The sequence below is a fragment of the Moritella sp. Urea-trap-13 genome, assembly GCF_002836355.1.
In the GTDB taxonomy this organism is placed as follows: domain Bacteria; phylum Pseudomonadota; class Gammaproteobacteria; order Enterobacterales; family Moritellaceae; genus Moritella.
The window spans coordinates 455,577-480,974 of sequence record NZ_PJCA01000001.1; the positions used below are offsets into that span (position 1 = coordinate 455,577).

Genomic DNA, 25,398 nt, shown 5'->3' on the forward strand with positions numbered 1-25,398 from the left:
ATGAATTAAGACAAAAAAACAGGTACTAAATTAGCACCTGTTTTTTATTTTAGCGTCGTAATTACGAATCTAACCGGCTCACAGTCAATGTCGCAGAGTCTTGCTTTTCTGAAGAATAAGCAACATGCTGATCATCATCAAAACTGACATCGTCATTAACTGTCACGTCAGTCACATCAACAGCAGATTCGTTTTTATGCAAACGTCGACTTAAGCGGTCACCCAATACCAACATACAGGGTGTTAATACTAACGTCAGTACCGTCGCAAAGGTTAACCCTCCCGCAACCGCAGTGGCCAATTGTGACCACCATTGTGTTGATGGCGCGCCAAAGGTGGTACTGCGATTAACAATATCGACATTCATCTGCAGTACCATCGGCATCAAACCCAAGATTGTGGTGATAGTCGTTAACATTACTGGACGTAAACGCTGCGCGCCAGTACGTAATACCGCGTCAACGGCAGTCAGACCTTCGCGCTTGAGTACATTGTAAGTATCGATTAACACGATATTATTATTCACCACAATGCCAGCTAACGAGATCACCCCGATCCCAGACATAACGATACCAAACGGCTCTTGCACTATCATCAAGCCGAGAAATACCCCCACAGTAGAAAAGATCACTGCGGTTAAAATCAAGAACGCTTGATAGAAAGAATTAAACTGGGTGACCAAGATAATTGCCATCACCGCTAAAGCAATTAACAGCGCATTTTTAAGGAACTCAGCTGATTCTTGTTGGTTTTCGTTTTGACCTCGTAAGCGAATTGCCACGCGTGGGTCGAGATCAAGCGCCTGCATCAAGCCCATTAACTTCGGCAGTTGCTCATTTAAGTTATAACCCGGCAATAAATTCGCTTCAATCTTCAGTGCTTGGCGACCATCCACTTTACGCACCGCGTCTTTTTTCTGCTCTGGCGTTAAGGTTGAGAACACACTTAATGGTACTTGCCCTGCCGCTGTTTTCAAACGTAGGTCTTCTAATCGGTCGATGTGACGGTATTGCTCAGAGAAACGCACGCGAATATCCATCTCGTCATCAACATCATCGGCGCGATAACCGCCAAGACGTAAACCAGTTGTCACAAATTGGACGTTGTTACCCACTAACAAAGCATCGGCACCGTAACGGGCTGCAACAGCGCGATCGACTTTAATCTGCCATTCGATACCTGGTTTGGCGCTATTATCACTGACATTGGTAAAGATACCCTGCGTCGCCACAAAGTCTTTAATTTTCGCCAATGTTGGTTCTAATAACTCCGGATAACGTGAGCTTAACTCCAGCTGTAAGTCTTTACCTTGCGGCGGACCACTTTCATCTTTACGGGCTTCAATTTCGATACCCGCTAAGCTCGCCGTTTTCACCACAATATCAGCGATGATCTCATCGGCTTTACGGCGCAGTTGCCAATCAACTAAGTTAACGCGTAACGAACCTATCTGTTCGCCGTTTTGATCACTTTTACCTGTGCGTGCATAAAGTGTTTCAATCTCAGGCATACCCAGCAATTTAGCTTCGACTTGCTGCATTAACACGTCTTGCTCATAGATAGATAAATCACCTTGCGAGCGCACGATAATATTAAATCCCGGCGGTTCTACATTGGGAAAAAACTCCGAACCTTGACCATAAACGCCATAGGCTTTAATCACCAAAATAGAAAACAGTACTGCGCCACCTAAACACCACCAAGGTTTTTTAATCGCGCTATTCAGCACTTTAATATACCAGCCAGTCATGCCCGGCATCTGGGTCACATCGCCTGTTTCAGAAATTTCAGTTTGTTTCTGCTCTAATACTGACAGCTTGCGGCGACGACCAAAAATACCACCCAGTGTCGGTACAAAGATCAGCGCCATCACTAACGACGCACTTAATGTGGTGATCAGGGTTAACGGCAAGAACTTCATGAACTCGCCCATCATCCCCGGCCAGAACAATAACGGCGCAAATGCCGCTAATGTAGTGGCTGTCGAGGCTATAATCGGCCAAGCCATGCGTTTCGCCGCAAGGCCATAAGCTTCTTTATTACTGCGGCCTTCATTCATTTCACGGTCAGCAAATTCGGTCACTACAATCGCGCCATCCACCAGCATACCTACCGCCATGATCAAGGCGAATAACACCACGGTATTAATGGTATAACCCCACATGGCCAGCATCAAAATACCCGCCAAAAATGACCCTGGAATAGCAATACCAACGAGGAAGGCACTACGTGCACCCAAGCTCGCGATAATAACAATAACAACCAATATGACCGCTGACAGTACGTTGTTTTGCAAATCCCCGAGCATGTCTTTTACGTCTTCAGAACTGTCGGCGGTGAAATCAACTTTGATCACCCCCTGCCAATACGCACTTTCTTGATTGACTAAGGCTTTGACCTTATCAACCGTCTCAATGATGTTTTCACCCGGTCGCTTCTTCACTTCCAGTGATACCGCAGCTTGACCATCAATACGGGCAAACGATACAGGGTCCTTGTATGAGCGACGTACTTCAGCGACATCACCAAAGGTGATAACACGCGTACCATCGACTTTAACGGGTAAATCGAGTACGTCTTTTAACGAGTCAAATACCGAGGGTACTTTAACCGGAAAACGGCCTTGACCACTGTCTAATGTACCCGCTGCCACCAGCAAGTTATTACGCGAGATAAGGTTATAAATATCGTTTTGATCTAGGTTGTAGCTTTCCATTAATAACGGGTCGACTAAGATCTCAATCATGTCTTCGCGATCGCCACCGACACTGACTTCCAGTACTTCGGTGAGCGCTTCAATTTTTTGTTTTAAGTCCCGTGACACACTAATCAAGGCACGCTCTGCTACGTCACCCGACAAGATCACTGTCAGCGCGGGTTTCTGCGTCGCCATGCTGATCTCTTTGACCACAGGCTCTTCAGAATCATCCGGTAATTGCGCTTTGGCTAAACTGACTTTTTCACGCACGCTGGCTAAGGCTATATTACTGTCAATACCAGCATGGAATTCCAGCTTAATAGACGCATGGCCTTCACTGGCTGTGGAGGTCATTTCTTTGAGACCATCAATACCACGGAGTTCTTGTTCTAACGGTCGCAATAATGCCCGCTCACCATCTTCAGGGGAAATACCATGGTGATTAACTGACACGTAAATAAACGGGATCGGCACATCCGGTTCCGCTTCTTTGGGAATATTAAGATAAGTAACACTACCAGAAATTAAAATAAGCAGCAGTAACATGATAACGGTGCGGCTATGATTTAACGCAGCAGTAATAATACCGTTCATTATTGCGCCCTCGTTAATACGGTATCAACTTTATCACCCGCGCGTACAAAACCTTGGCCAACAGTAATCACTTCAGGGTGTTTGCCTAGCCCTGTTAACCAAGATCCCTGAGCATCTGCTTTAAGAATATCGACAGGGGTAAATACCACGTGTTTATCAACGACGGTTTTAACCCCAATAACACCCTCTTCATCCAAGGCCAGCGTGGATGGGGATAACTTCACTGCCCATTCTTGACGTAATGGTAACGACAGCTCGGCACTACCACCTGCTGACAGCGTTAAGTCGCTATTATCAATTGCAACTTCGATACGGAAAGTATTGGTTGCGGCGTTTGCGACTCGAGAAATGTAACGTACTTTCCCTGTGATCTCTTGGCCACTGACCAAGCGCACCTTAGCCACTTGCTGTAATTGCACATTGGTAACATCAAGCTCGGTGACATCCGCTTTGATAATCAGTGGATTAATATCGGCGATAGTGGCAATCGGATCACCTTTGGCTAAATAGTCGCCGACTTCGACATGACGTTCATTCAAAATACCGGAAATAGGCGCAATAATGACGGTTTTTTCTAACTGTAATTTAATAGTGAAGACATTGGTTGAAGCATCCATGAGTGCGCTCGCCGCTTCCGCTAACCGGGCTTTACCTTGAAAACCTTGGGCGGCAAGCTTTTTTGCGCCTTCATATTCAATTTCACGTTGTTTATATAAAGTCTTAGCACGCTGCAATAACTGTGGCAGATCGTTTTCTTCCATGCGCACAATAATGTCACCTTTATTGACAAAACTACCGCGTTTGGCCAGTACTGCCTCTACCCGACCAGCGATTTCAGCGCCAAGATTGGTTTCACGATCGGCTGCCGTACGGCCATAAAGAGAAATGGAACGAGCGACCAACTGTGCATCAAACTGCTGAGTACGTACTTGTGGGATAGGTTTAGCCACAACCGTGTTGCTAGTGGCATTATCTGCTTGCTCACCTTGTCCACCAGTCGTGCCAGTTGTCATCCATAACATAAAGGCAGCCGCAATCAGCGATGCTTGAAATAATGGCTTTTTAACAATAGCCAGCGCAGTGAAGTGATTCATTATCATTCCTTTGAGCATAATTGAGTAACTATGATGCAACATATTTAACAAGATAGGAATGGTTATAATATAAAATAAGACGATCGGTCACAAACATTAAAAAATAAGCTAGAAGCACTAATTTCTTTATAATAAAAAGAGCTAACAGGGAATGAGGGAAGGAATTAACTGTACTATGAGAAATGACATAAAAAAATGCCGTACTTAACAATAGCTAAGTACGGACACTATTTTTAATTAAAACCAAGGCTTAGATTAAGCCAACGTTTAAATTGAGAAGCTTGAACCACAACCACAGGTTGTTGTTGCGTTCGGGTTGTTCACTAAGAAACGTGAACCTTCTAGGCCATCAATATAGTCAACGGTGCCGTCAACTAAATATTGCAGACTCATAGAATCAACTACCATGGTTACACCGTTCTTTTCGATAACAGTGTCACCAAAGTTAATTTTCTCATCAAAAGTAAAACCATAAGAGAAACCAGAACAACCACCGCCAGTAACATACACGCGTAATTTAAGCGCTAGATTTTCTTCTTCTGTGATCAATTCTTTCACTCGTGCTGCAGCGTTATCACTAAAATAAATAGGTAATGCCATATCATCTACACTTGCTTCCACAGCAACAGGTGTAACAGCTTGTTCAACAATCTCGTTATTGTCAGCCTGAGTTGCACCAACGTCTGTAAATAGTTCCATATCTGATCTCACTTAAACTCGATTTATACATTCAATTATCTAATACCTGACTAATTCAGTCAACTATCGTTTTCGACTGTTAATCACTGATGTCGATAATCGGCCTTTATTAACCCGAGATCGCGTCACTGCTTTGCAATACAGCACGCCAATCAAAGTTTTGTTTTAAATGCAGACCTGAATTCCAACGATTACCCTTTACCCGACCAATAAATGCAACACGTTCTGGTACAAAGCCTAGTGGTAATTTTATCGATGCTTCTATCGTTTGAAAATAACGGAATGAAAATGTTAGCTTTTGCTCTTTTTCATCCACCAGCTCACTCCAACGATATTCCACTGGTTCACCTTCTTCACTGCCATAAAACACCAAATCTGCGCTGGCTTGGATGTGACGTTTTTTCTTTTCTACCTGCATCAGTACAATTTGCACAAAGTAATAGTCTTCACTAACTTCGGGAATAAATGTCAGGCGCTCTAATTTAACCCCATTAATGACATCTTCTGGCGCCATGATACGTTGATAAAAAACGAGATCGCGTTTTAGTTCGGCATTTTCATTAAACAAAATACGTTGTTGTTCAGTCAACTGGTCTACCAGAATCTGTGAGGTTTGCAGTTCCACTTCAACTTGCGCCTTCACCTTGCTGGTTTCTGTAAAGGCGGTATTAAGGCGTGCAATTTCATCATCTTTCATGGTTATTTTTGCTGCTGACTCCATGCCTTTCAGATAAGAAAAACCATAACCCAATAATATAGCGAGCGCCAATAACACGATGTAACGTGGTTTAATAAACTTAAGCATGTCGGCCTTTTGTCGTGAGGATGGATAAAAATAAAGCGCTATTTTAACGATTCTGCCGATGAAAACAAAGACAAGTTAAATGTAAGTCGCTAAAAATGTAAAAAATCTACGCTTAAACCAATGAACAGGTATAATGAGCGCCTGAAATTTTCTTCATAATTAGTCCCAGACAGTAGATAAAAGGATTGCAGATGTCAAAATCAAGCCAACTTTTCACGCAAGCTCAAGCAATTATTCCTGGTGGCGTTAACTCACCAGTGCGCGCATTTAATGGCGTTGGTGGTAGCCCACTCTTTATTCAACGTGCCGAAGGCGCGCGTATCTATGATGTAGACGGCAAAGCCTATATTGATTATGTGGGTTCTTGGGGTCCGATGATCTTGGGTCATAACCACCCTGCAATCAAATCTGCAGTACTTGCTGCTGTTGAAAATGGCTTAAGTTTTGGCGCACCGACTGAAATCGAAGTGATCATGGCGCAAAAAGTACAATCTATGGTGCCATCAATGGAACAGATCCGTATGGTTAGCTCTGGTACAGAAGCTACCATGAGTGCGATCCGCTTAGCGCGTGGTTACACTAATCGTGACAAGATCTTAAAATTTGAAGGTTGCTACCATGGCCATGCAGACTCGCTACTGGTTAAAGCTGGTTCAGGCGCATTGACATTAGGTCAACCAAGCTCTCCAGGTATCCCTGCTGACTTTGCTAAACACACATTAACAGCAACGTTCAATGATCTAGCATCTGTTGAAGCATTATTTGCGGAATACCCAGAAGACATCTCGTGCATCATTGTAGAACCAGTTGCGGGCAACATGAACTGCATTCCACCACAAGACGGTTTCCTCCAAGGTCTACGTACTATTTGTGATAAATACAATGCGGTACTTATCTTTGATGAAGTAATGACAGGTTTCCGCGTTGCAACAGGTTGTGCACAAGCACTCTATCAAGTAAAACCAGACCTAACGACATTAGGTAAAGTGATCGGTGGCGGTATGCCAGTGGGCGCATTTGGCGGTAAACTTGAAATAATGCAATACATAGCGCCAACAGGTCCGGTATACCAAGCTGGTACGTTATCAGGTAACCCAATTGCAATGGCGGCTGGTTTAGCGGCATTAAACGAAATTGACAAACCAGAAGTGGCAGCGCAATTAAGTGCCAGCACTAAGCAACTAGCTGAAGGCCTTAAAGCCGCCGCAGTACGTCAAAACATCCCACTAGCGGTAAACTATGTGGGCGGTATGTTTGGTTTCTTCTTTACTGACCAAGCTGAAATCACTGGATTTGAAGGCGTATTCAAATGTGACGCAGAACGCTTTAAGCAGTTCTTCCACCTGATGTTGGCTGAAGGTGTTTACCTTGCACCATCAGCATTTGAAGCCGGTTTCTTATCTACTGCGCATACCGCGGCAGATATTGAAGCAACAATTGCAGCTGCTGAACGTTGTTTTGCTAAACTAGCGTAACAATTCCACCGTTAAAAGTATGATGAAAGTACCATTTTCATGATTTAATTAAGCCCTATCTTAGGGCTTTTTTGTGCCTTTTTTTTACCTCGTAAAAGTACTAGGCAAAAATAAGTTCAACTACTTTGGTTAAAATGCCATAAATAACGTATTAAACATGATAATTTAACTGCAAAATGTATAATAGCCGACAAAAATAACCGTATATCAATGGTTTTATAAAAACTAATATTAGCGCTAAACTTTTTGCCGCACCGGCCGAAAGTATTAACAGTGAGTTGATAGCATTAGGATTTAATGAATAAATGTCTAATACTTATTAACCAAAGACGCTTGCTGTTACTGTTGCGCAAAATAATTACATAGATGAACATGGACTCATTATGAAAAAACAACTACTTGCACTAACTCTTCTTACCGGTCTTTCAAACAACGTTATGGCTGATGTTATTGGTACCTATTTTGGTGCGGACGTATGGCAATCAGGTGTTGATGGTACCCTTAGCTACAAAGGCAATGATCTTGCAGCTACTGGTTATGAAGATACTTACAACTACCGTATGTATGTGAAAGTGGAACACCCGATTCCATTAATTCCAAATGCAGCACTAAGCTTCTCGAATGTAGATGTTGAAGGCTCTTCAGCGAACGAAAATGTTAACTTAAAAACGGTTGATTTCACCCTGTACTATGAATTCCTAGACAATGACATTGTATCACTTGATGCCGGTGTTACATGGCGTCAACTGAACGGTACTTTCGAAGATGGTAGTACTGATGTGTCATTCTCAGGTCCATTACCTATGGGTTATGTTTATGGTGAAGTTGGCCTGCCAATGTTCCCACTTAAAGCGTTCGCAATGGTAAATGCCATTGGTATCACCGGCGATGTATACGGCGATGCTGAAATTGGCTTGGCTTTCATGTTAAACCCAGGTTATGTACTAGATTGGTCTATCCGTGCGGGTTACCGTATTCAACAGCTTGACTTTAAAGTTGATGACGTGAAAGCAGATGCAACAATTGATGGTGTGTTTGTTGGTTTAGAAGGTCACTTCTAAATACCATTCATCTTTTAAATAATAAGATGAATGACGAAGACAAATAGATAAACGGCGAGCCATTAGGCTCGCCGTTTTTAGTTTTATTACTTTATTACTTTATTACTTTATTACTTTATTACTGACTATATTATTTACTACTTTAATAATAATGATAACTGACTAAGTTAATTCACCGCTAAACTATCCGCACCACGTAATTTCATATAATCGCCAAAGACCGTCAATGCTCCGCTCGACCCCGTTAATGTCGAGGTCTTATTATCATCACGGCCAACCCAGACAGTCACTACGTCACGATTATCTAATCCGACAAACCAGCTATCGCGTAACTTATCGGTTGAACCGGTTTTGCCCGCAAAGTTAATGCCGGGGAACTGCCAGCTTAAACGGCGCGCGGTACCTTGCTTAGCGACCAATGTCATATTATAAATTGTCAGATCGGTATATTTACGATCAAAACGACGGTTACCTTTTAAGTCTTGTTGATAAACCAAATCGCCGTCTTCATCAACCACAGCAACCAGCGCTGTCAACTTATGGTATTCACCTGCGGTCGCAATCGTTTGATACATTTGAGATACTTGAAACGGTGACATATTTAACGCCCCGAGTAACATTGACGGGTAGTGATTATCGACTTTTTTAACGCCCAGACGTTTTAAACTTTCAATGACATTATCAACCCCAAGCGCCATACCTAAATTAACCGTTGGTACGTTCAGCGACTGCATCAAGGCTTGATATAACGGCACTTCACCACGGTATTTTCGGTCATAATTTTTTGGTTGCCAATTATTACCGTACTGGTTATTTAAGCGCAGCGGTTTATCTTCTAACGGTGAGTTAAGGTCATAACCTTGTTCAAACGCGGTTAAATAAATCGCAGGTTTAACCACAGAACCAATCGAACGCGAGGCATCAAGCGCCCGGTTAAAACCCGCATACTGGGTATTACGTCCACCGACAAGTGCAGTCACTCGACCATATTGGCGATCTGTTACTACCATTGCCGTTTCTAGTCCGGAGATGTGACGGGCTTTCTCTAAGCGCGGTAGACTTTCACTAATCGCGGTTTCTGCAGCACGCTGCGCGAGTGGATCTAAACTGGTAAATATTTTTAATCCCGATTGATCATAGAGTGCCTCACCAAACGTGGTTTTTAACTCTCTACGCAGCAATGACATAAATGCCGGCGCTTTCGATACGCTCATGTGGCCACGCGGTATAATCCCCAACGGACGCGCAATTGCCGCACGATATTCAGCGGTACTGATTTTACCGTTTTTAGATAATAAGCGGATGATCATGTCACGACGTTCAAGCGCACGTTCCGGATAACGCCATGGGTCATAAAACGACGGGCCTTTAACCACTGCCACCAAAAACGCCATTTGGTCTATGCTCAATTCCGGTACCGGTCGACCAAAATAAAAGTAACTCGCTAAACCAAAACCATAGACACCATCACTGTAATTTTGGCCTAAATACACTTCATTAAGGTAACCACTTAATACCGCATCTTTACTTAAACGATAGTTAATTAATAGCGCCATGTAGGCTTCGTTAAACTTACGCCAAAAGCTACGTTGACGGGTTAAGAAAAAGTTTTTCACTAATTGCTGAGTTAAAGTACTACCACCTTGCACTGTGCGTCCAGCATTCATATTGGCAAATGCAGCTCGTACAATCGCCACAGGAGATACACCGCTGTGATGGTAGAAATTACGGTCTTCCACTAGCAATAAGGTGTCTACTAACAGTTGTGGGTAGTTCTGTAATTCCACCAAGATACGGTCTTCTTGATTAGGTGCTTGTAAAGTATCAAGCAACATAGGATCAAGATTGACGGAATTAAGGTGTTTACCGGTTTGCTGATCGCGAATACTGACTAAGCGGTTATCTGCAAAGCTTAAAAATAGCGCCTGATCAGGTTCGGTACCATCGAGATAAGTAAAGCTTCGGCGCAATAATTCCACTTTAGTCTTGGAGACTGAAAACTGCCCTGCACTGCGTGGTTTAGCTACTTTTAAATAATTCAGTAACACCAATTCTTCAACCAACTTGTCGTGGGGTAAAAACATGCCAGGTGTTAACTCTAAGCTACGAGCATAGATCTGCGCTGGTGTTTTCCAAATAGGACCAGAGAATCGCGCTTGGATCTTACTGTCTAAATACATGCCGTAAAGAACAAAAATTGCCGAAAATGCCAAGCTAAATTTGAACATGAAAATAGCGAGACTGCGTTTCCAAGTTCGATTTTTAGCTTTACTGGTTTTTTTCTTGGTGGTTTTTCTGGCGGTCGTTTTTTTGGCTGCTGGTTTTGTTGCTGGTTTTGTTGCTGGTTTAGCTGCTGGTTTAGCGGGTGTTTTAGCGGGTGTTTTGCGTTTGCTGACCGGTTTTTTGGGAGCATCAGTTACGGGACGTTTAGCCAAGAGAAAGGGTCCTAGAAATTGCATCAAATACGATCTAATACGATAAAATAAAAAAACGTAATAAAGAATAGTTAGTTTACCCTGTTCCCTCCTCCCAACTCAACCGTTGCGAGGCTATTTAAACGACCTTAACCATATATAATTCATTGTCCGCTAGGTCGTCAATCATCCCTGGCGGCTTTACTGTTTGTTGCTTGAATCCCGTATTTTCATAGAATGCGATCGCGTTCTCATTATTGACCATAACGGTCAATTCTAGCAGTGGTAACTGATGTAGCCGGGCCCAGCCGTCAATATGCAACAATAACTGCCGCCCAAGTCCTCTGCCAATACTCGCTTGTTCAATGCCAATAACCACGGATACGCGCTGACTATCACCGCTAATATAACCGGTGATAGCAATCGCAAATCCAAGCAGCTTATGTTCGCCTGCCTCTATCACATACAGCACTTGGGCTGGCGAGTTAATAAATAACGCCAGATGCTCACAGAGTTCAGCGGCACTATTTTGTTCACCCATGGCCAAGAACGGGGTTTCGTCATTCAATTGGCAAAATAATGTGGATAAGACTAGTGCATCACTCACCTTGACTGGTCGAATTACCATGATAAATACGCTCTACTAACATAGAAGATAATAACTGCTAAGCATTAACAACTCACAAATGAGCATTAAGCGTTGAACGTTAACAGCTGAATATTGAGAACTAAAAATTGCAAATTAACAATCGCAGGAAACAGGAGTATCATAGGCATATACCCAAATTACTTCAAGATACCCAATCACCAAGGTTTATTAATGCTCGTAATCTCTAGCAATGTGTCAATTCCCGATTCAGAAATTGATATTCAAGCCATTCGCGCACAAGGTGCCGGTGGTCAAAACGTCAATAAAGTATCAACAGCGATCCATTTACGCTTTGATATCAAGGCTTCGTCATTACCGGAGTTTTATAAAGAAAGGTTATTGGCATTACGCGATCACCGCATCACCAAAGACGGCGTAATAATAATTAAGTCGCAAGAATCACGCAGTCAAGATTTTAACAAGCAGGTAGCGTTTGAACGCTTAGTTGAATTGATTAAACAGGCGACAGTGATCCAAAAGGCCCGTCGTGAAACCAAACCGAGTCGTAATGCCAAAAAGAAACGTATGGACACTAAAACTCAGCGTGGTAAAACTAAAAATATGCGCGGTAAAGTGAGTCTTTAACTTTCCTTCCAAGCCGCATGATAATTACTTAACGCCAGTTTGAATGCCGCTTGTTGCTTTTTCTCAATCGCAGTTGCAATCGGTATATCCGCTGTCATGGCATTCACCGCACGGCCACGCATATGTAGTTCATAATGCAGATGCGCTCCGGTAGTACGGCCACTATTACCTGATAGTGCAATTTTCTGCCCACGTTTAATTCGCTGACCTTTTTTCACTAACACCTTACTTAGGTGTAAGAAACGAGTACGGTATGTTTGGCCGTTTGAGATCTCGATATACAAGCCTGCATACTTATGATTAAGCACACGCGATACCACACCATCGCCAGTGGCATAAATAGGCGTGCCAATAGGTACAGCAAAATCAGTACCATTATGCGGACGTAACAATCCCGTCACCGGATGTGTACGGTTGGGATTAAAGCTGGATGATATACGATATTTACTGCTAACCGGACGACGCACAAAAGCACGTTCAATACTTAATCCCGCTTCATCATAATAAGCACCTTCATACAAGTAGGCACTAATATTACGACTACGGTTATTAATACTCACCGCGTCAATACGATTTTCACCAGTACGTTCGTCACCTATATATTGACGCGATACCAATACTTTGAAAGTATCACCACTACGTAAATCACGGCTAAAATTAATTTTGTCTTTTAATAAGCTGGCAATAAATTGCGCTTCAAATAACGATAACCCGGCTGTTTTGGCCGAGCCTGCAAAACTGTATTCAACCTTACCAATATAACTGTGCTCACGCCATTCACCATCAAGGGTTATTTGCTCGAACTCAAAACCATTATCACCCGAACGTTTATAGACCACTTGATGCGCGAGACTAATTTGTAATTCAAGGCGCGTTAACTCACCTTCAAACTCGGTAAAGACTAAGGTTTGTCCCGGTTTAATACTGTCTAATGCCAGTACGTTTAAATCCACTTCCAGAATTTGGTATAAACTAGTTTGGCTTAAATCTAATTGCGCAAAAATAGCCCCTAAAGTGTCACCCTTTTGGATCACGTAGTTAATTGTTTTTGGATACGCCTTTGCCAATTCTGCCGCGATTGATGCCACCGCTGATTCAGTCACCGTTGCGCCCTGTGCATTGGCGTCATAAAGGGGTGATTCTGGGTCATAGGTAAGATCAGTTGCCACAGGTATCGCGCTATCAACCGATGCTGTAGATGCAGTTTCTGATACTGGCTCAGATAACAGTTCAGGTGCTGGCTCTTTATTAGATTTTTGATTAGATAGTAGCGCCGCACTTGTTATTTGCGGATCCTCTGCTGTCATAGGCGCAGCCTTTATCTCAGCACTTGCCTCGACTTTATCACCCACAGGTAATAGCGCGACAATGCCCAGCAATACGCTGGTTAATAGCACCCACATCAGTACTAGTTGTAATTTATTGTTCTTAATTGACGACATTAATGAATACCCAATACTCGTTCAAAATAGCCGTAATTAGCATAATAAGGCCGAAATGGTATACCACAATAAAACAAAGGCATAGTATAGATAGCGTAAAAGTGTGTAAATCAGTTGAAAAATTTGAATTCAGCAATTAGTTAATCACAACATAGCTAGGATCTATTTGGAAAATGCCCAGTACTATGAATAGATTACCAACAATCGTTAACCAAAAAATGCGCTTGAAGCTAATCTTACTTATTTTATGCGAAAACAATTTTTGGCCGAGCAGCGCGCCAGGCCAACCGCCTAACAATGCCAGTAAGTGTAATGTTCGCTCAGGCGTGCGCCATGCTTGTCGCTTCGCAGCCCATTTGTCTTTGCCATATACCAGCAGCGTGATGATGCTTAATACTACATAGCTGTAACCTAGCCATACCAACATGTCATTATCCCCTTAAGTTCAAACTAGCTCTGAAGTCGATACCATTTCAAATATAAAAATCGCAGATACAAAAACGGCAAGCGCGATGCTTGCCGTATTAATCTACCTAATTATAACCTGCTCTACCAGTCTGTTTAACACAATAGTCGTTTTCAACGTTAGTAAGCAGTAGCGTTTACCACTGATCGGCAGCCCACTGTTGTTGCTCGTCAGCATCCATAAAGCTCCATGCTAATATACGGCTGACTTTTTGGCCTTGTGACATAGGTATCACGCGGATTTGTTTTACATCTAGCGTATTTAAATATTCTTCAAGTTCTTCGATATGTTCGCCCTTTGAGATAAGGCTGGTAAACCAACATACTTGCTCAGTAAAGTCTTTACTCTCTTTGGCCATGTCTTTCACAAAACGAAGTTCGCCACCTTCACACCAAAGTTCCGAGTGCTGACCACCAAAGTTCAACTTAGTGGTATTGGTTGGCGCTGCTTTACCTTTGTGTAAATTGATAATTTTACGTTCAGTGCCTGCGGCAGCTGCTTCCATTGACGCGTGAAATGGTGGGTTACACACAGTCACTGAATATCTATCGCCATGCTTAATCACACCTTTGAACATACTGCCTGGTGTTTTCTTCAAGACAATTTTAATGGCTTTGTTTAGACCTGGATTCGCTTGTACGATGACGTTAGCGGTTTTTGCAGCCACTTTATCAACATCAGTACCAACAAAACCCCAACCGTAGCTGCGATGACCAAGAATAGGATAAATACAGTTAGCGCCTGTCCCTATGTCTAATGCTTTTACACGTTTACCAGTCGGTACTTCGCCATTATTCATTTCTGCCAACAAGTCAGCAATATAGTGAATATAATCAGCACGTCCTGGAATAGGTGGGCATAAGTAGCCCGCAGGGATCTGCCAATTCGGTACTTGGTAAAAATGTGCTAATAAGGCAGCGTTCAAACATACAACGGCTTTATCATCACTAAAATCAACCGTTTCTTCTCCACTCGGATTTTGCGTTATGTGCGTTTGTAACGCTGGGTATGTTTTAACTAAGGCTGTTAAATCATAACGTCCCTGATGTGGATTACGGGGATGCAATGTGGCAATTTTTTTAGTCATGATAAATCTTCTTTTATTTTGCTGGAACGAACACGGGCGGATAATAGCAGATTCCGATTAATTATGGCTGCTTTCCTACATATGTTTTTTAACCCGGCGGGTCGGCATCGCTTCCAGTGGATTATCTGGCCAATAATGTTTCGGATAACGACCCTTCATTTCTTTTTTAACGTCGTTATAACTGCCACTCCAAAAACCGAGTAAATCTTGGGTTATTTGCAACGGACGTTGAGCGGGAGACAATAATTCGATCACAATCGGCACCCGACCATTAGCCACTGCTGGTTTATTCGCTTGGCCAAACATCTCTTGAATACGCACCGGTAAACTCGGGGCATTGTTATCGTGGTAACGTAGTTTAATTTTTGAACCTGTTGGCACAGTAAAGTGAGTCGGTAACTCTTTATCTAAACGTTGTTGTAGTGACCATTCTAAGCGTGATAATAACGCATCCGTTAACGGTATTTTTTTCATCTGCGCAGGTCCCGTTACGCCCGTTAAATACGGCAACAGCCAATTTTCTAAATCAGCAATCAAGGCCGTTTCACTGTAATCAACAAAGCCCAATTCAGGCAGCCATTGGTGTGCGCAACGTAAACGTGTGAGTAAGGCTTTATTTTGCTCGTTCCACGGCAATACCGACAAACCCGCTTTGCGAATACCGGCCAGTACGGCAGTTTGCTTTTGCGCTGGGGTAATATCCGTTAATACTTTACGGGATAATACTAACTTGCCTAAACATTGGCGCTGCTCAGCAATTAATTTCTGGGCTTTTAAATCCCATTCCACAAACGCCTGCTGGCTAAACAGTTGCGGTAACCAAGTTTGTAGTTCCGCGAGATCGATGGCACAGGCGTTATACACCATGGCATCGGCGCCTTGTTCGGTTAATGACAAGTCCGCTACAACCATTAACTCTGCACTGGTTAGGCTGGCGTCGTTCATCAATTTAACCCCGAGGCCGTTACTTAACATATACGGTACATCTGAACCGTGGCCTGCTTGGCCCCGTCCGGTATTATCACGACGCTGAGCGATACGGTCTGGATACGCTAAGGCTAATAACAAGCCAGTATAGGCATTAGTGTCTGCGCTATTATTGCTAGTATGGCTGCTACTTTTGATAAAACTAAAACGCTGAGCCCATTGCTGCGCTTGACGCTGTGCTTGTTTAAAGTGTCCCGCAGCCATTTGTTGCAGGCCAAAGTCTAAATCAAGAGGTAAGCGTTCACTGCCTTCCAACAAGGCGATTAAACGACAAGCTAACCAGCTAATACCCGGTAATTCATCTTCCCATGTTTGCGCCGTTAATAACATGTGCGCTAACCGTGGTGACATACCAAATGCAGCTAATGCTTGGCCATGTTTACTGCAATTTCCCGACGCCAGCGCGCCTAAATCAGTTAACAAGCCTTCGGCATAATCGACGTTTGCCTGCGAGGGTTGATCCAATAACGCCAATTCGGCAAAACTATTAACGCCCCATACCTTTAACTCTAAACAGGTTGAGGTTAAATCTGCGGCGAGAATTTCTGGTTCTATTTGTGGCTCTAAACGGCTGTGGTCTTCTTCGCGCCATAACCGATAACAATGTCCAACTTGTAGTCGCCCTGCTCGTCCAGCACGCTGGGTGGCTGATGCTTGGCTAATACGCTTTGTTTGTAAGCGGCTGACACCAGAGCGTGGCGAGAAACTCACTTTACGCTCGAGACCGGAGTCAATCACCACAGAAATACCTTCAATGGTTAAAGATGTTTCCGCAATATTGGTCGCCAATACAACTTTACGTTGCCCTGCGGCCAAGGGGTTAATAGCCGCCTGTTGCTGTTGTTGCGTCAATTGACCATATAACGGCAACACATGCAGACGTGCATTAACCAGTTCTTGTAACTGTTGCTGACAACGTTTAATTTCACTCACGCCAGGCAAAAACACTAAAATATTACCGTCTTGCTGCTGCAATGCTAATTTAACGGTTGCCGCAATCGCGCCCGGTAATGCTTGTTTAATGGTACTGCGCTTTAAATCCACCGGGTGATAACTATACGTCACCGGAAAACAGCGGCCTTCCGCCGTCAACAATTGTGCATCAGGTAGCATTTTTTGCAGCCCAGCACTGTCGAGTGTCGCTGACATGACTAATAGTTTTAAATCATCACGCAAGCCTTGTTGCACTTCTAATGCAAAGGCTAAACCAATATCAGCATTCAGTGAGCGTTCATGAAATTCGTCAAAAATAATTAAATCGTAATCGCTGAGTTCCGGATCTTGCTGGATCATCCGCGTTAAGATCCCTTCCGTGACCACTTCCAATCGCGTTGATTTTGATACCTTGGTATCGCCACGCATACGATAACCGACATCTTCACCGACTTTTTGCTGCAGTTGCGAAGCCATATACGTGGCAATATTGCGCGCGGCAAGACGGCGGGGTTCAAGCATCAGAATACGGCCGCTGAAGATATTTTCTTGCAGCAGCTTTAACGGTAATAGCGTTGACTTACCCGCCCCAGGTGGTGCTTGCAAGATAACTTGATTGGATGATGTTAAGGCCGTAAATAAGTCGGCTAATACAGAAGTGATCGGTAACGCTGCCACAAAGGCCTCTCAAGATAAAATAAATTAATCAGTAATAGCTGTATTTTACCCTAAAAACACCATCCATTAAATTTAAGTCTATTATTTATAAGGAATAGCAAAAGGAACTTACTATGCGCCTACCGATGCCAATTGTTTTATCTTTATTACTGATGTTCAGTTATAACCTCTCAGCGCTTGCCCATATCGGCTTTTGGTCAAAAACCTATATCATTACCCACCAGCTAACCAATGGTGAAAGTATTGCCAGTGCCAAGCAAATAATGTTAGAAAAAGCACGGATCAAAGCCAGTTTTGATGTGCGTGATTATCAATTAATGAACAAACCAGTCGACCTCACCAACTACAAACAATATGTACCGATTATTCAAGCCGCCTATATCAAGATCACCCCACAAAACAAACCACAGATAGTCAAAGATAAAGATGTCTATAAAGGCCAAGTTTTTGTAGTCCAGCAAATACGGGCAACTTTTGACGAACATTACATTGGTGAGAGTATGGCGATATTACGCGAAAATCTCAGTATCGAAAAAAGCCTGATCACGCTGGATAACGAGTTCGATAACAATTTGAAAAATCTCGGTGAGATAAAATTAGCGATTGCCGAACAACAAATTTCAACGCAGCAAAGCGCGCGTTTAATTCGCCAACAAGATCATGAAGTCATGCAGCTAACATCGGTACTTGATGATGTGAAACGATTGTTTTCAGCACACGGTCGCAGCCCACAATTCAACCTCGCGCAATTATTGAAAGTACGCAGCAGTATTGATACAGACGTCATCGAGCCCATTCTCAATACGAAAGTACAAACCCGTATTACCGACGTTGAAGAACTGAGTAATGGCGACGTAAAAGTGCAAGTTCAAGTGGGCTGGACACTCCCTACTCACCATATGCGCATATTACATAAGTACGTCCGCGCTGCCGATGTCACAGCGCCTGGAGGCAGCTCCACGTATTTAAAGCTATCGCGGTTTTATAACGAAAAAGAACGTGCCCCATCCGCATTATCGGCCAACATTTATCATTACCTTGCCAGTCAGAAAATTTACTTTGATGTCTCTATCGGCAACCAACATCAACGATTAGGGGTGCTGTATCCCAATGGTGGTGACGTAATGAACCATTGCAACAATCCACTCGCACGCGATGCTAACAGCCCAGATAAAACCTCAGTGTGTATCGTTGAGCAATTATTTAACGACCAAAGTATTTTATCGCAACCTAACATCGCCAACCCACTGACGTTCACGCTCAGTGCCAATGAAATTGATGGTCAGCTGAGCGTGAATGTAAAACAAGTATGGCAGAAGCCTGGCGCTGGCGATGAAGAAGATAAACAATGGCGACGAGACTTATCTAAATTCAAGTGATGGATAACAGCAACAATAACCATACCCAGTTTTACCGAGTTACTTACTGACTTAACATAGTCCTACGTATAGCTTTATTGTTGGAAAATTATTATGCTCTCAATTAATGACCAACTAATTGAGCTATAAAATGCAGTATCCGAGCCCGTTACAATCCGCGACATTAATAAAACGCTACAAACGCTTTTTAGCCGATGTCATTCTTGAAAATGGTGAAGAAGTAACAATCCATTGTGCTAATACCGGCGCAATGACAGGTTGTGGCGACGCTGGCGATACCATTTGGTACTCGACATCTGATAACCCGAAACGTAAATATTCACGCTCTTGGGAACTCACCGAAAAAACCAATGGCGATATGATCTGTATTAATACCGCTAGAGCCAATCAACTGGCTAAAGAAGCCATTGAATTATCGGCAATACCACAATTAACGGGTTATGACATCTTAACCACTGAAGTGAAATACGGCGATGAGAATAGTCGCATTGATCTGTTGCTCGACGACGCTAAATTGGGTAAATGTTACATCGAAGTAAAAAGTGCTAGCCTGTTACAAGATGACTGTGGCTATTTTCCTGATACTGTTAGTGTTCGCGGGCAAAAACACCTCAGAGAATTAATGGCTGTAAAGAAAAACGGACACAGAGCGGTATTATTATTTGTGGTGCAGCACACTGGAATTACCACTTTAAAACCTGCGAAACACTTAGATAGAGACTATAGTGATCTTGTTACGCAGGCGATTAATCAAGGAGTAGAAGTATTCGCATACGCGAGTAGAATAAACACAGACAAGATTTCGCTGGTAGAACAAATTTCATTCAACTGTGATTAAGATCACGATCAAACTAACCCATAAGAGGGTGTTAGGGAACAATTTGCCAGTTTAGTTTGCGCAGTTTGTGTGTTTCTGGTATTTATACCGCCCATAAATATTGCTTAGCAGTGCTCGGCAATATTACGGCGTAATGCGGACTAGGAGAGATAGCATGCCTCAAGCGAAAAAATTACTCGGTGTTTTAGCCATCGCAGGTGTAGAAGCTTACCAAGAACAACCTGGTGAAGAATACATGGGCGAGAAGCAACGCGATCACTTTAGAAACATCTTAAGTGCATGGCGTAATGAACTACGTGAAGAAGTTGATCGCACAGTGGTTCATATGAAGGATGAAGCGTCAAACTTCCCAGATCCTGTAGATCGTGCAGCCCAGGAAGAAGAATTTAGCTTAGAACTTCGAGCACGTGATCGTGAAAGAAAACTGATCAAAAAAATCGAAAAAACACTTCAATTAATTGAAAATGATGAATTCGGTTTTTGCGAAACTTGCGGTATCGAAATTGGTATCCGTCGTTTAGAAGCTCGACCAACTGCAGATAAATGTATTGACTGCAAAACGCTTTCTGAAATTAAAGAAAAGCAAATGGTTGGCTAATCAGTTTCTACTGACATGATTTTATTGAGGGCTTATTAGCCCTCTTTCTATTTCTAGCCTTTTTTATTTTAAGCTCTCTATTTAAGAACTCTATTTATGTCCAATAGCTATGTAGGACGCTTTGCGCCCTCACCTTCAGGGCCATTACATTTTGGCTCCCTGATCGCTGCTGTTGGCAGCTACTTACAAGCAAAAGCCAGCCAAGGCACTTGGTTAGTACGGATGGAAGATCTTGACCCACCACGCGAAGTTGCCGGTGCAGCAGCCAATATCTTAACGACCCTTGAAGCCTTTGGCTTACACTGGGACCGTGAGGTTATCTATCAAAGCCAGCGTAGTAGTGCTTATAAAGACGCCATTGCTCAGCTTAACCAACAAGATTTAACCTATTACTGCCATTGTACGCGTAAGCAGATACAAGCTCAGGGTGCTTTTTATCAAGGCCAATGCAAGCATAAACAACTTCCCGCAGACAATGCCTCGTTACGCGTAACGACTACGACGCCAGTGAATTATTTTATTGACGAACTGCATGGTAGAATAGCGATTAATCAACAGCTAGCGGCAGAAGATTTTATCATTCATCGTAAAGATGGTCTGTTTGCTTATAATCTTGCGGTTGTGGTTGATGATATTTACCAAGGTATTACCCAGGTTGTAAGAGGCGCAGATCTGATTGAACCAACAGGTCGTCAGTTATATCTATTTGAACAATTTGCGAAACCTGCACCGTCCTATTTACATTTGCCTTTAGTCAGTAATGCCGACGGCTCTAAATTGAGCAAGCAAAATCACGCACCCGGTTTAGATATCAGTCAGGCTAAAACGGAGTTAATTGCTGCATTTAGATTTTTAGCTCTACCTGTTTTTACCGAACTGCAAGATCTTTCGATCCCAGCGCTATTACAATGGGGCACAGAACATTGGTCCGTCAAAAACCTACCCAGACAGAAATCAATCGTATTAAACCTATAAGGCAAGATTAATACTAAATTTCTTCAACAATCTTTGTCATTTAACCTACGCAGCGCTATGATAGGCGGCACAAAAAATTCAACCTATTTTAATATTAATTCGAGGTGTACCATTTTCACTCAAATCACTAAATTCTGTAAAAATATACTGAGCAGAAAGCTGATAGATCAAACGCCAGATGTGCAAGAAACGGCTTCTGCAGCAGTGCCAAAGGCGCACAACGATCGTGATACTCAGAGTAAAAACGCACCTGAAGAGACTCGTTCTACTAAGGCTATTGCTCCAGCACCTGCGCCAGTTGTACTAGCGGATGCACAGAATCTAGGATTAAATGAGCTGAAGTTGGAAAAGGGTCAACACCCAGTAAGCCATAATTTAATTAGCGAAAACGCACTGAAAGTGCTCTATCGTTTACACAAATCAGGTTACCAAGCTTATCTTGTCGGTGGTGGTGTACGTGATATCTTTATTGGTCAAGAACCAAAAGATTTCGATATTGCGACCAATGCTGAACCAGAGCAAATCAAAAAATTATTCCATAACTGTCGCTTAGTTGGCCGCCGTTTCCGTCTTGCTCACATCCTATTTGGCCGTGACATGATCGAAGTTGCAACCTTCCGTGGTCATCACGTTGAAGAAGAAAATCAACAAACATCAAAACAATCTGATGGCGGCATGTTATTACGCGATAACGTCTACGGTACCATCAGTGAAGATGCTGAACGTCGTGACTTTACCGTTAATGCGCTTTATTACAACATTGCTGACCGTGCTGTTTATGACTACGCTGGCGGCCTTGCCGATTTACAAAGCAAACAACTGCGTTTAATTGGCGATCCAGAGACACGTTATCGTGAAGATCCAGTGCGCATGCTACGTGCTGTACGTTTTGCTGCTAAATTGGATATGCAAATTAGCCCTGAAGCTGCCGCGCCAATCAAACAACTAGCAAGCTTGCTACAAAGTATCCCATCAGCGCGTTTATTTGAAGAAACGTTAAAGCTGTTTTTAAACGGTCAAGGCTTAGCAACATACAAGTTGATGAAAGAATATGGTTTATTCCAACCATTATTCCCACTAGTCAGTAAATATCTCAATGAAGACGGTTCAAGTAACGGTGATAAGTTCATCGAGATTGCACTAGCAAATACCGACAGCCGCATTAATGCTGGTAAGCGTGTAACACCGGCTTATTTATATGCCGCTATGTTATGGTATCCACTAGAAGCGTTAGCTGAAGAGCGCGTGATTGACAGTGGTCTTAACTACAATGACGCCTTGTTATTAGCGATGAATGACGCGCTTGATTCACAAACCAAGAGCATTGCCATTCCACGTCGCTTTACTTCAACAATCCGTGATATTTGGCATTTACAAAGCCGTCTACCACGTCGCCAAGGTAAACGCGCAGAAAAAGCCTTCGAGCACTTAAAATTCCGTGCTGGTTTTGACTTTTTAGAAATGCGTGCAGATATCCAAGGTGGCGATTTAGTTGAAGTAACACAATGGTGGAGTGATTACCAGAGTGCCAATGCCACTGGTCGTCTGAACTTAATTAAAGAACTAAATGCACCTGCAGTTAAAAAAACACGCCCACGTCGCGTGAAAAAGAAAAAACCTGTAGGCGAAATGAATGAACAGACCAATGATCAAAGCAATGATTAATAGCGTCGAACAAAATAGCAACCTGGGTTATAGCCGTTGCTATGTGGCGATCGGCAGTAACCTTGCCGACCCAGTCACACAAGCACAAGAAGCAATTGTGGCGCTACAAACATTAACCATGAGTCGCTTGGTCTCGGTATCCTCACTTTACGCAAGTAAACCTATGGGCCCGCAAGAACAACCTGACTATATTAATGCCGTTGCTTGTATTGATACGCGTTTAGCGCCAATCGAATTACTTGATGCGCTACAGCATATTGAAAATGAACAAGGCCGTGTACGTAAAGAACATTGGGGGGCAAGAACCCTTGATTTAGATATCTTACTATACGGTGATGACATTATGAGTACACCACGCTTAACTGTGCCGCATTACGGTATGAAAGAGCGTGAGTTCGTGCTTTATCCCTTAGCAGAAATAACGCCACAATTGCAGTTGCCTTGTGGCCAAGCTTTGTCAGTATTACTTGAGGCCTGTCCTCGTAACGACTTAGCTATTTATCAAAACATAGAGTAATGTGAAGAAGGATTTCCAATGAGTAAAGTTACCGTATCGAAACTGCTTAAGATGAAAGAAGCAGGCCAGAAGTTTGCCAGTATTACCGCTTATGATGCTAGTTTTGCAGCATTATTTGACGAAGTCGGCGTGCCAGTATTATTAGTTGGTGACTCGATGGGCATGGTATTACAAGGCCACAATGATACGCTACCTGTTACCGTTACAGATATTGCTTATCATACCCGCTGTGTACGTGCTGGTGCAACCAAAGCACTGGTTATCGCTGATATGCCATTCATGAGCTACGCCACTAAAGAACAGACCTTAACCAATGCCACAACGCTAATGCAAGCGGGTGCTAACATGGTTAAAGTCGAAGGCGGTGAATGGTTAGTTGACAGCGTTGCTGCATTAACTGAGCGCGGTATTCCAGTGTGTGGTCATCTTGGTTTAACACCGCAATCAGTCCATGTATTTGGTGGTTTTAAAATACAAGGTCGCGCCCAAGATAAAGCCGATGAAATGGTTGAGCATGCGCTGTTATTGCAAGCCGCTGGCATCCAATTATTAGTAGTAGAGTGTATCCCTGCACCACTGGCAAAACGCATTTCTGAAGCCTTAACAATCCCAGTGATTGGCATTGGCGCAGGTCGCGATACTGATGGTCAAATCTTAGTAATGCACGATGCATTCGGCATTTCGAAAGGCTTTGTACCTAAATTCTCAAAAAACTTTTTAGCCGCAACTGGTGACATGCGTGACGCTGTTAGCGCCTATATCGATGAAGTTGCTGCGCAGACTTTCCCTGCCGATGAGCACATGTTCTCATAGCATAAATGGCGCTAGGGGTTGATAAGCAAATAGTTAAAATTTGCATGCCCCCTATTTTCACCATACCCCTCATTTTATTAGGTAATTCATATATGGATATTATTGCAAATATTGATGTGCTGCGAGAGCAAGTTATCGCTTGGCGTCGTCAAGGTCTATCTACCGCGTTCGTACCGACTATGGGTAACTTACATGATGGTCACTTGACCTTGGTAAAAGAAGCGCAAAAATTCGCTGACCGTGTTGTTGTCAGCATCTTTGTTAATCCGATGCAGTTTAACCAAGCTGCCGATTTAGCCGCTTACCCACGAACACTCGATGCCGATTGCCGAGCATTGCAAAGTGTTGATACTGACCTAGTATTCACACCAGCTCCAGAATTAATTTATCCACACGGTTTAGCCGCACAAACCTTTATTCAAGTACCGGTTATTTCTGAAGTACTTGAAGGTGCGCATCGCCCTGGTCACTTTAATGGTGTATCGACTATCGTGGCGAAGCTATTTAATTTAGTACAACCTGACGTGGCTTTATTCGGTGAAAAAGATTTCCAGCAATTAGCCTTAATTCGTCACATGGTCGCCGATCTGGCAATGCCGATACAGGTTGTTGGCGTACCGACCGTACGCGAAGAGTCAGGCTTAGCAATGAGTTCTCGTAATAGTTTATTAACGGCTGAAGAGCGTACTGTCGCGCCACTATTAGCAGAAGTGATGGCGACCATTGCTAGCCAAGTGTCAGTGGATGAACAATCCAATCAAGCATTAATCACACAGGCAACAGCACAACTCAATAACGCCGGTTTCAATACCGACGCGATTGATATTGTTGATGCAGATACGTTAGCGATGCTCACGCAGGACAGTAAGCAAGCCGTGGTATTGATGGCTGCGTTCTTAGGCAAAGCCCGTTTGATCGATAATAAAGTGATTAAACTGAGCTAACA

21 protein-coding genes are annotated in these 25,398 nt (G+C 43.1%); 11 read left to right on the forward strand and 10 right to left on the reverse strand.

Annotated elements, in window-relative coordinates; all coding sequences use genetic code 11:
- Positions 1 to 61 precede the first annotated feature (61 nt).
- The 4 genes from CXF93_RS02035 to CXF93_RS02050 all read right to left on the reverse strand — a co-directional run bounded on the left by CXF93_RS02035 (position 62) and on the right by CXF93_RS02050 (position 5,890).
- Positions 62 to 3,292 (reverse strand): efflux RND transporter permease subunit, encoded by a 3,231-nt coding sequence (locus CXF93_RS02035; RefSeq protein WP_101060637.1) that lies wholly within the window; start codon positions 3,290 to 3,292, stop codon positions 62 to 64.
- Positions 3,292 to 4,386: an efflux RND transporter periplasmic adaptor subunit gene (locus tag CXF93_RS02040; RefSeq protein ID WP_101060638.1), complete on the reverse strand. Its 1,095-nt coding sequence runs from the start codon at positions 4,384 to 4,386 to the stop codon at positions 3,292 to 3,294. The genes CXF93_RS02035 and CXF93_RS02040 overlap by 1 nt, the downstream gene beginning before the upstream one ends.
- A gap of 267 nt (positions 4,387 to 4,653) precedes the next feature.
- The gene (gene erpA / locus CXF93_RS02045) at positions 4,654 to 4,986 is read right to left on the reverse strand and encodes an iron-sulfur cluster insertion protein ErpA (protein WP_036336781.1); all 333 of its coding nucleotides are present in this window, start codon (positions 4,984 to 4,986) and stop codon (positions 4,654 to 4,656) included.
- Between the two features lie 208 nt (positions 4,987 to 5,194).
- A complete protein-coding gene (locus CXF93_RS02050) occupies positions 5,195 to 5,890 on the reverse strand; it encodes a DUF6776 family protein (RefSeq protein WP_101060640.1) in 696 nt (231 codons plus the stop codon).
- 191 nt (positions 5,891 to 6,081) lie between these two features.
- Here CXF93_RS02050 and hemL point away from each other — a divergent pair, with 191 nt between their 5' ends.
- Positions 6,082 to 7,365, forward strand: coding sequence for a glutamate-1-semialdehyde 2,1-aminomutase (gene hemL / locus CXF93_RS02055; RefSeq protein ID WP_101060641.1), 1,284 nt, complete (start codon positions 6,082 to 6,084; stop codon positions 7,363 to 7,365).
- A 383-nt stretch (positions 7,366 to 7,748) separates the two neighbouring features.
- On the forward strand, positions 7,749 to 8,426 hold the full coding sequence (locus tag CXF93_RS02060) for a TIGR04219 family outer membrane beta-barrel protein (RefSeq protein WP_101060642.1): 678 nt from the start codon (positions 7,749 to 7,751) through the stop codon (positions 8,424 to 8,426).
- Positions 8,427 to 8,593: 167 nt separating this feature from the next.
- Here the strand turns inward: CXF93_RS02060 and mrcB are convergent, their stop codons facing one another.
- Both mrcB and CXF93_RS02070 read right to left on the reverse strand, forming a co-directional pair.
- Positions 8,594 to 10,861: a penicillin-binding protein 1B gene (mrcB, locus tag CXF93_RS02065; protein WP_101060643.1), complete on the reverse strand. Its 2,268-nt coding sequence runs from the start codon at positions 10,859 to 10,861 to the stop codon at positions 8,594 to 8,596.
- Positions 10,862 to 10,979: 118 nt separating this feature from the next.
- Positions 10,980 to 11,468: a GNAT family N-acetyltransferase gene (locus CXF93_RS02070; RefSeq protein WP_198551561.1), complete on the reverse strand. Its 489-nt coding sequence runs from the start codon at positions 11,466 to 11,468 to the stop codon at positions 10,980 to 10,982.
- A 192-nt stretch (positions 11,469 to 11,660) separates the two neighbouring features.
- Here CXF93_RS02070 and arfB point away from each other — a divergent pair, with 192 nt between their 5' ends.
- The gene (gene arfB, locus CXF93_RS02075; RefSeq protein ID WP_017220192.1) at positions 11,661 to 12,074 is read left to right on the forward strand and encodes an alternative ribosome rescue aminoacyl-tRNA hydrolase ArfB; all 414 of its coding nucleotides are present in this window, start codon (positions 11,661 to 11,663) and stop codon (positions 12,072 to 12,074) included.
- Here the strand turns inward: arfB and CXF93_RS02080 are convergent.
- The 4 genes from CXF93_RS02080 to hrpB all read right to left on the reverse strand — a co-directional run bounded on the left by CXF93_RS02080 (position 12,071) and on the right by hrpB (position 17,667).
- On the reverse strand, positions 12,071 to 13,516 hold the full coding sequence (locus tag CXF93_RS02080; RefSeq protein WP_101060645.1) for a peptidoglycan DD-metalloendopeptidase family protein: 1,446 nt from the start codon (positions 13,514 to 13,516) through the stop codon (positions 12,071 to 12,073). The genes arfB and CXF93_RS02080 overlap by 4 nt on opposite strands.
- Positions 13,517 to 13,652: 136 nt before the next feature.
- Complete coding sequence (locus CXF93_RS02085) at positions 13,653 to 13,943, reverse strand: DUF1294 domain-containing protein (protein WP_101060646.1); 291 nt, start codon at positions 13,941 to 13,943, stop codon at positions 13,653 to 13,655.
- 175 nt (positions 13,944 to 14,118) lie between these two features.
- Positions 14,119 to 15,069 (reverse strand): 23S rRNA (adenine(1618)-N(6))-methyltransferase RlmF, encoded by a 951-nt coding sequence (rlmF, locus tag CXF93_RS02090; RefSeq protein ID WP_017220189.1) that lies wholly within the window; start codon positions 15,067 to 15,069, stop codon positions 14,119 to 14,121.
- Positions 15,070 to 15,144: 75 nt separating this feature from the next.
- Positions 15,145 to 17,667, reverse strand: a complete 2,523-nt coding sequence (hrpB, locus tag CXF93_RS02095) for an ATP-dependent helicase HrpB (protein ID WP_101060647.1) — start codon at positions 17,665 to 17,667, stop codon at positions 15,145 to 15,147.
- A 113-nt stretch (positions 17,668 to 17,780) separates the two neighbouring features.
- On the opposite strand from hrpB, the gene CXF93_RS02100 reads away from it, so the two are divergent.
- The 8 genes from CXF93_RS02100 (at position 17,781) to panC (ending at position 25,396) form a co-directional block, all read left to right on the forward strand.
- On the forward strand, positions 17,781 to 19,046 hold the full coding sequence (locus CXF93_RS02100; protein ID WP_101060648.1) for a sugar fermentation stimulation protein: 1,266 nt from the start codon (positions 17,781 to 17,783) through the stop codon (positions 19,044 to 19,046).
- A 130-nt stretch (positions 19,047 to 19,176) separates the two neighbouring features.
- Entirely contained in the window at positions 19,177 to 19,884 is a 708-nt protein-coding gene (gene sfsA, locus CXF93_RS02105) for a DNA/RNA nuclease SfsA (RefSeq protein WP_101060649.1), read from the forward strand.
- 154 nt (positions 19,885 to 20,038) lie between these two features.
- A complete protein-coding gene (gene dksA, locus CXF93_RS02110) occupies positions 20,039 to 20,482 on the forward strand; it encodes an RNA polymerase-binding protein DksA (protein WP_101060650.1) in 444 nt (147 codons plus the stop codon).
- Positions 20,483 to 20,578: 96 nt separating this feature from the next.
- Positions 20,579 to 21,457 (forward strand): tRNA glutamyl-Q(34) synthetase GluQRS, encoded by an 879-nt coding sequence (gene gluQRS / locus CXF93_RS02115; RefSeq protein ID WP_101060651.1) that lies wholly within the window; start codon positions 20,579 to 20,581, stop codon positions 21,455 to 21,457.
- Between the two features lie 57 nt (positions 21,458 to 21,514).
- Positions 21,515 to 23,122, forward strand: coding sequence for a polynucleotide adenylyltransferase PcnB (pcnB, locus tag CXF93_RS02120; RefSeq protein ID WP_232784066.1), 1,608 nt, complete (start codon positions 21,515 to 21,517; stop codon positions 23,120 to 23,122).
- A complete protein-coding gene (folK, locus tag CXF93_RS02125; RefSeq protein ID WP_101060715.1) occupies positions 23,115 to 23,639 on the forward strand; it encodes a 2-amino-4-hydroxy-6-hydroxymethyldihydropteridine diphosphokinase in 525 nt (174 codons plus the stop codon). Before pcnB ends, folK begins: the two co-directional genes overlap by 8 nt.
- An 18-nt stretch (positions 23,640 to 23,657) precedes the next feature.
- A complete protein-coding gene (gene panB, locus CXF93_RS02130; RefSeq protein WP_101060652.1) occupies positions 23,658 to 24,452 on the forward strand; it encodes a 3-methyl-2-oxobutanoate hydroxymethyltransferase in 795 nt (264 codons plus the stop codon).
- A gap of 92 nt (positions 24,453 to 24,544) precedes the next feature.
- Positions 24,545 to 25,396: a pantoate--beta-alanine ligase gene (gene panC / locus CXF93_RS02135; protein ID WP_101060653.1), complete on the forward strand. Its 852-nt coding sequence runs from the start codon at positions 24,545 to 24,547 to the stop codon at positions 25,394 to 25,396.
- The last annotated feature ends 2 nt before the right edge of the window (positions 25,397 to 25,398 follow it).